The sequence below is a fragment of the Pseudoxanthomonas mexicana genome, from assembly GCF_001556105.1.
GTDB classification, from domain to species: Bacteria; Pseudomonadota; Gammaproteobacteria; order Xanthomonadales; family Xanthomonadaceae; genus Pseudoxanthomonas_A; species Pseudoxanthomonas_A mexicana_A.
Window position 1 is genome coordinate 1 of record NZ_LSIF01000105.1, and the last position, 7,112, is coordinate 7,112.

Genomic DNA, 7,112 nt, shown 5'->3' on the forward strand with positions numbered 1-7,112 from the left:
CCCCCGCGAGGCGGGGGAGAGGGGCACGGCGCGCTCCTCAGAACTTGCCGTAATAGCCTTCCTTCAAGGCGTCGAACAGGTTGGCGGCGGTGTGCATTTCGCCGTCGTACTCGATCTGCTCGTTGCCCTTCACCTCGATGACGTTGCCGTCTTCCAGCTCGAAGCGGTAGGTGGTGTTCTCCAGGTCGGCTTCCTTCACCAGCACGCCCTGGAAGGCGGCGGGGTTGAAGCGGAACGTGGTGCAGCCCTTCAGGCCCTGCTGGTGGGCGTAGCGGTAGATGTCCTTGAACTGCTCGTACGGGTAGTCCGTCGGCACGTTGGCGGTCTTGGAGATGGAGCTGTCCACCCACTTCTGCGCGGCGGCCTGCACGTCGACGTGCTCCTTGGGGGAGATGTCGTCGGCGGCGATGAAGTACTCCGGCAGCTTGGCGTCGGCCTCGTCGGAGAACGGCATGGCCTTGTTGTTGACCAGCTCGCGGTAGGCCAGCAGCTCGTAGGAATAGACGTCGACCTTTTCCTTGGTCTTCTTGCCTTCGCGGATCACGTTGCGGCTGTAGTGGTGCGCGAACGACGGCTCGATGCCATTGGAGGCGTTGTTGGCCAGCGACAGGCTGATGGTGCCGGTGGGAGCAATCGAGCTGTGGTGGGTGAAGCGGCTGCCGACTTCGGCCAGTTCATCGACCAGCTCCGGCGCCACGGTGGCCACGCGCTGCATGTAGCGGCTGTACTTGGCGTGCAGCACCTTGCCGGGGATTTCCTGGCCGGCCTTCCAGCCATCGGTCGCCATCTCGGGGCGCTGGCGCAGCATGGCGGCGGTGACGGTGAAGCGCTCTTCCATGATCGGGGCGGCACCCTTTTCCTTCGCCAGCGCCAGGCCCATTTCCCAGCCGGCCACGGCCATCTCGCGGGCGATCGCCTCGGTGAACTCGCAGGACTCGGCGCTGCCGTACTTGTGCTTGAGCATGGTCAGCGTGCTGCCCAGGCCCAGGAAGCCCATGCCGTGGCGACGCTTGCGCAAGATTTCCTGGCGCTGCTGTTCCAGCGGCAGGCCGTTCACTTCGACCACGTTGTCGAGCATGCGGGTGAACACGCGCACGACTTCCTTGTATTCCTCCCAGTCGAAACGCGCCTGGTCGGTGAAGGGGTCGCGCACGAAGGTGGTCAGGTTGACCGAGCCGAGCAGGCAGGCGCCGTACGGCGGCAGCGGCTGCTCGCCGCACGGGTTGGTGGCGCGGATCGTCTCGCACCACCAGTTGTTGTTCATCTCGTTGACGCGGTCGATCAGGATGAAGCCCGGTTCGGCGTAGTCGTACGTCGAGACCATGATCATGTCCCACAGGTGGCGGGCACGGATGTGGCCGTAGATCTTGCAGGCCACCAGGCCGTCGTCGCGGACGATGTAGTTCTTGTGGGTGGGCCACTCGCGCCAGACCACCTGCGCGGCGTCCTCGACGTCGATGTCGCCCTTCTCCTTGATGTTCACCGGGAACACCAGCGGCCAGTCGGCGTCGGTGTCCACGGCTTCCATGAAGCCGTCGGTGATCAGCAGCGACAGGTTGAACTGGCGCAGGCGGCCGTCTTCGCGCTTGGCGCGGATGAAGTCCTTGACGTCCGGGTGGGAGATTTCGAACGTGCCCATCTGCGCGCCGCGGCGGCCGCCGGCGGAGGACACGGTGAAACACATCTTGTCGTAGATATCCATGAAGGACATCGGGCCGGAGGTGTACGCACCGGCGCCGGCGACGAAGGCACCCTTCGGGCGCAGCGTGCTGAATTCATAGCCGATGCCGCAGCCCGCCTTGAGGGTCAGGCCGGCTTCGTGGACCTTGTCCAGGATGCCGTCCATCGAGTCCTCGATGGTGCCGGAGACGGTGCAGTTGATGGTGCTGGTGGCCGGCTTGTGCTGCTGGGCGCCGGCGTTGGAGGTGATGCGGCCGGCCGGGATGGCGCCGCGGCGCAGCGCCCACACGAAGCGCTCGTACCAGTAGGCGCGCTTCTCGGGAGTGGCTTCCGCGTCGGCCAGGGCGCGGGCCACGCGCTGGTAGGTGCCGTCGATGTCGGCGTCGAGAGCCTCGCCCTGCTTGGTCTTCAGCCGGTACTTCTTGTCCCAGATGTCCTGGGACGCGGGCTGCATGGGGACCAGGGTGGGCTGTTCCGTCTTGATCGCCTCGAGGCGCACCGTACTCATGGTTGTCTTGTTCTCCTGAACGACTGGAACTTCTTAATGACTGTGGTGGCGGGCGGGCCGTGGCCCACCCCGGTGATTCATCGCGGCCCCGGCGGACAGGGACGGCACCGCAGGCGGCTGCACAGGATGCGCCGCGCCGGTGGCCGGATTGTGGAGGTGGGACCTGCCGATATCGTGGTGCCCACTGCTTCCCTCTGCCCTCATGCGCCAATCCCCAAAGGCGCCCGAATTCCCAAGGCGTGTTGCCCGAAAAAACACCAGCACTTGGGTCCGCTTCGTGCTGGACCGCAACATCTTGTGTCAGCACGAAGTCGCCAAACTACGCCCGGGGGTCCCCCCTGTCAACCGGATTGACATGACAATTGCATGGCATCGCCCCCACCGTCCGTCATCACGCGGACGGGGTGCACGAACCACCGCGCGCGGTGAACTTCATTGCAGGTTTAGGGGTCCGTCAGCAGACTCATTCAGGTTCGCGGAAGGCCATCGGCCGCCCGCTCCCTCCGACGCAACGAGCTGCCGACCCACCATGAAGAAAGCGCTGCGCCCGTTCCCCACCCTGATCGCCCTGACCGCTGCCGCCGCCTTTGGCGGATTCGCCGCCACCGGCCTCAACGACCTCTTCCAGAAGCCCGCCCAGGCCGCGCCCAGCGCCGCCGCCGCGGTCCCGACCGTTGCCGCGTTGCCCACCGCGGTGGACGGCCAGGTGCTGCCGTCGCTGGCGCCGATGCTCAAGCGGGTCACCCCGGCGGTGGTCAGCGTGTACAGCCGGCAGACCGTGCGCGTGGCCAGCCCGCTGGGGCCGTTCGGCGACGACCCGGTGTTCCGCCGCATCTTCGGCATCCCCGACATGCCGCGCGAACGCGTGGAGCGTGCGCTGGGCTCGGGCGTGGTCGTCGACGCCGCGCGCGGCTACGTGCTGACCAACCACCACGTGGTGGAGAACGCCGACGGCGTGTCGGTCACGCTGAGCGACGGCCGCCAGGTGGAAGCCGAGTTCATCGGCTCCGACCCCGACACCGACATCGCGCTGATCCGCATCCCCACCCAGGGCCTGACCGCGGTGCCGATGGCCAACAGCGACCAGCTGGAAGTCGGCGACTTCGTCGTCGCGATGGGCAACCCCTACGGCCTGGGCCAGACGGTGACCTCGGGCATCGTCTCGGCGGTCGGCCGCAGCGGCATTCCGGTAGCGGGCTACCAGAACTTCATCCAGACCGACGCCTCGATCAATCCGGGCAACTCCGGCGGCGCGCTGGTCGACCTGCAGGGCCGGCTGGTCGGTATCAACACCGCCAGCTTCAACCCGCGCGGCAGCATGGCCGGCAACATCGGCCTGGGCTTCGCGATCCCGATCAACATGGCGCGCGGGATCATGGACCAGCTGATCGCCAACAACGGCGTGGTGCGCCGGGGTACGTTCGGGGTGGAGTCGCAGGACGTGGACGAGCGCGTCGCGCGCGGCCTCGGCCTGGACACGCCGCGTGGCGCGCTGGTCACCCGCGTGTATCCGGGCTCTGCCGCGGCCGCCGCTGGCCTGCAGCCGGGCGACGTGGTGCTGTCGGCCAACGGCCAGCGCGTCGACAACCGCGCCGCCCTGCACAACTTCGAAGGCCTGCAGCCGGTGGGCACGCAGGTAAAGCTGGACGTGCGCCGCGACGGCAAGCCGCTGCAGCTCACCGCGGCGTTGAAGGAAGGCGCACGCAACGCCGAGGGTGTGACGATCGATGCACGCCTGACCGGCGCCACCCTGAAGGAGCTGGACGAGTCGGCCCGGCAGCAGTTGCGCGGCATGATCCGCGGTGCGCAGGGCGGCGTGCAGGTCGGCAACGTGGTGCGCGACAGCCGTGCATGGAACAGCGGGCTGCGCCCGGGCGACATCATCGTCGGCAGCAGCAGCGGCGAGTTCGGCGACCTGCCGGGCTTCCGCGCCAGCTTCGAGCGCAAGCCGCAGCAGCTGGTGGTCAACATCCTGCGCGGACGCGGCACCGGTCGCCTGCTGATGCAATGACGCAGGCGCGGTGGACGACATAACAGCCCGTTCACCGCCGTGCATTAGAGTGACCCCATCCCCCGCCTGCCGCAGGAGCCGACCATGACCATGCCCACCCACACCGATGCGCTGAAGGCCAACCTCGGCGAAGCCGGTTCGCACCTTGCTTCAGCCGCTGCCGCTGCCGGCGAAGCCATCAAGGGCGCCGCCAGTGCCGCCGGCGACGAGTTGCGCCTGGGCAAGGCGAACATCAAATCCGAACTGGCCGACAGCGCGCTGTCGGGCTTGGCCGCGGCGGAAGCCGGCGGCGGTGCCGCCAGCGAGCAGGTCGATGCGCTGATGGACAAGGGCCGCGATCTGATCGACAGCGCCGCCGACCTGATCCGCGAACGTCCGATCGCCTCGTTCGGCGTCGCCTTCGCCGCCGGCTGGATCATCGCCAAGCTGGCACGCAGCGGCGGCAACAAGTAAGTCCATCGCGTGAGCGACGCGCCCCGCGACACCGACGCCCCACCGCCGCCCGACCTCATCGACAGCCTGAAGGAGGTCGGTGAGGCCGGCCGTGCCGCATTCGGCTCGGCCAAGGACACCGGCCGCGCGATGCGCGCGCTGGTGTCGGCGGATTTCGCGCTGGCGCGCAGCGCCTTCGGCCGCGCGCTGGCGTGGGCCGGCGTGGCGATCGTGTTCGGTGCGTCGGCATGGCTGCTGGTCACCGGCGCGCTGATCGCGCTGATGCAGCGCTTCGGCTTCTCGTGGTTGCAGTCGCTGTCGTTCGCGGCGCTGCTCAGCCTGGCCGTTGCCGGGTTCGCGGCGTGGAAGGTGGGGCGCTACTTCGACCACACCGGCCTGCACGCGACGCGCCGGCAGCTGTCGAAGCTCGGCCTGTTCGACGAGGACCGCGTGGACGAGGACGACGTACCCGCGCCACCCGCCGCCGGCAACGGAGCGTCCTGATGCGCTTCGAGCAGTTGCAGCAGCACGTGGAACGCGCCGAGAAGCGGGTGGAACTGCGCAGCGCGCAGACGTCGCTGTACTGGAGCATCCTCAAGCAGTCCTGGAAGGACGGCTGGACGCCGGGGCGCATCATCATCGCCGGCGTGGTCAGCGGCTTCCTGACCGGCCGCGCCGAACCCCTGCGCGCGATGACCGGCGCACGCTGGATGCAGATGTTCACCGCAGTGTCCAGCTTCGTCGCCACCGCACAGGCGGCGGCCGCCGCCGAGCAGGCCGAACAGGCCGTCGATACCGCGCAGGACGTGCAGGACCAGGCCGAGGGCGTGGCCGACGAGGAGCCGATGGTGGACGAGGCCTTCGACGAGGACGACATCGTGGTCGTCGCACCGCGTCCGGCCGAAGCGGCGACGGAACTGTCCGAACGCTGACGGGCCCGGGCTTCTGTGGGAGCGACGTAAGTCGCGAGCTTTTGGTGTACCCCTGTCCCCGCCTTGCGCGCGGATGAACGCGGCGCGCGCCCGACCTTCGGCGCCCATCGCGACTCACGTCGCTCCCACAGGATTGCCCCCACAATCGCGCCTCCAGTCCGGTCGCGACCTGTCCATGAGCACACCTGCGCCTTCCGACGCACCTCCCGTCCCCGCCGCACCGCCGCCGGCCACGCCGTCGCGGCCGCGTGCGTCGACGCCGCTGCTGGTGCTGGCGACGCTCGCCGTGGGCTACACGCTCTGGGCCGCGCAGGACGTGGTGCTGCCGGTGCTGCTGGCGATGTTCTTCGCGCTGGTCGGCAACCCGATCATCCGCGTGCTGCGGCGGCTGTACATTCCGCGTTTCGTCGGCGCACTGATCGTGCTGCTCGGCGGCATGGCCTTCACCGGCCTGCTGGCGCAGAAGATGCTGCCGTCGGCGATGGACTGGGCGCAGCAGGCGCCACGCGAAATGCGCCAGCTGGCGCCCAAGCTGCGCGAATTGACCAAGCCGGTGCAGGAAGCGAACAAGGCCGCGGAGAGCTTCGCCCGCGTCGCCGCCGGTGGCCAGACCTCCGGTCGCCAGCCGCAGGTGGTGCAGGCCGCCACCGACGACCCCTATCGCAAGCTGCTGGCGACACCGCGCGTGCTGGCGTCATTGCTGGCGGTGGTGCTGCTGACGTTCTTCTTCATGGTCTACGGCGAGAACCTGCAGCGCAACGCGATCGCCTTGCTGCCCGGGCGGCAGCAGAAGAAGTTCACCGTCGACATCCTGCATTCGATCGAACGCGAGGTGTCGCGCTACGTGCTGACCATCAGCATCATCAACACGGTGGTGGGCTTCGTGTTCGCCGGCGTGCTGTACCTGCTGGGCCTGCCGCTGGCCGAGGCGCTGCTGTGGGGCACGATGGCGGCGCTGCTGAATTTCGCGCCCTACGTGGGACCCTTGATCGGCATGGTGGCGATGCTGCTGGTGGGCTTCATCAGCTTCGAGCAGCCATTGCAGTCGATGCTGCCGGCGATCACCTACCTGGTGCTGCACACGATCGAAGGCCAGATCATCACGCCGATCATCCTGGGCAAGCGGATGGCGCTGTCGCCGCTGGTGCTGATCCTGGCGCTGATGTTGTTCGGGTGGTTGTGGGGGATCGTCGGGTTGTTGCTGGCGGTACCGTTGCTGGTCTGCGTGAAGCTGGTGCTGGCGCGCGTCGAGGGCATGGAGGGGTGGGCGCGGTTGCTGGAGTAATCGCGGCGTTCTGAGCCCCTCTCCCGCCGGGAGAGGGGTTGGGGTGAGGGGCAACGAAGACCGTCGCTTTGGTCCGCCCTTAGCCGTCACAACATCCACGTCGGCGCTTTGATTCCATGGCGCCTTGCGGGATGACTCTTCTTTCTCACGCATGGTGCCGCTCGCCGCGGAGGGCCTTCTTGACCAGCCGTTCGGCTGTTAAAGAACGCTTCTTTGCTTGTGCAAAGAAAGAAGCAAAGAAACACACCCCAGGCGGCACGCCCT

6 protein-coding genes are annotated in these 7,112 nt (G+C 68.0%); 5 read left to right on the plus strand and 1 reads right to left on the minus strand.

Annotated elements, in window-relative coordinates:
* Window positions 1-37: 37 nt before the first annotated feature.
* Window positions 38-2,188 (minus strand): adenosylcobalamin-dependent ribonucleoside-diphosphate reductase, encoded by a 2,151-nt coding sequence (locus AX730_RS17830; protein WP_062358547.1) that lies wholly within the window; start codon window positions 2,186-2,188, stop codon window positions 38-40.
* Between the two features lie 541 nt (window positions 2,189-2,729).
* On the opposite strand from AX730_RS17830, the gene AX730_RS17835 reads away from it, so the two are divergent.
* The 5 genes from AX730_RS17835 (at window position 2,730) to AX730_RS17855 (ending at window position 6,848) form a co-directional block, all read left to right on the plus strand.
* Window positions 2,730-4,199 carry a Do family serine endopeptidase gene (locus AX730_RS17835; RefSeq protein ID WP_062358551.1) on the plus strand — a complete coding sequence of 490 codons (1,470 nt, stop codon included), beginning with the start codon at window positions 2,730-2,732 and terminating at the stop codon, window positions 4,197-4,199.
* Window positions 4,200-4,283: 84 nt separating this feature from the next.
* On the plus strand, window positions 4,284-4,652 hold the full coding sequence (locus AX730_RS17840; RefSeq protein ID WP_407071510.1) for a hypothetical protein: 369 nt from the start codon (window positions 4,284-4,286) through the stop codon (window positions 4,650-4,652).
* A gap of 9 nt (window positions 4,653-4,661) precedes the next feature.
* A complete protein-coding gene (locus AX730_RS17845) occupies window positions 4,662-5,135 on the plus strand; it encodes a hypothetical protein (RefSeq protein WP_062358548.1) in 474 nt (157 codons plus the stop codon).
* Complete coding sequence (locus AX730_RS17850) at window positions 5,135-5,563, plus strand: hypothetical protein (RefSeq protein WP_062358549.1); 429 nt, start codon at window positions 5,135-5,137, stop codon at window positions 5,561-5,563. The genes AX730_RS17845 and AX730_RS17850 overlap by 1 nt, the downstream gene beginning before the upstream one ends.
* A gap of 169 nt (window positions 5,564-5,732) precedes the next feature.
* Complete coding sequence (locus AX730_RS17855) at window positions 5,733-6,848, plus strand: AI-2E family transporter (RefSeq protein WP_407071511.1); 1,116 nt, start codon at window positions 5,733-5,735, stop codon at window positions 6,846-6,848.
* Window positions 6,849-7,112 lie beyond the last annotated feature (264 nt).

Coding starts and splice junctions, on each gene's coding strand:
- AX730_RS17850 (WP_062358549.1), top strand. CDS start 5,135: ATGCGCTTCGAGCAGTTGCAGCAGCACGTGGAACGCGCCGAGAAGCGG.
- AX730_RS17840 (WP_407071510.1), top strand. CDS start 4,284: ATGACCATGCCCACCCACACCGATGCGCTGAAGGCCAACCTCGGCGAA.
- AX730_RS17830 (WP_062358547.1), bottom strand. CDS start 2,188: ATGAGTACGGTGCGCCTCGAGGCGATCAAGACGGAACAGCCCACCCTG.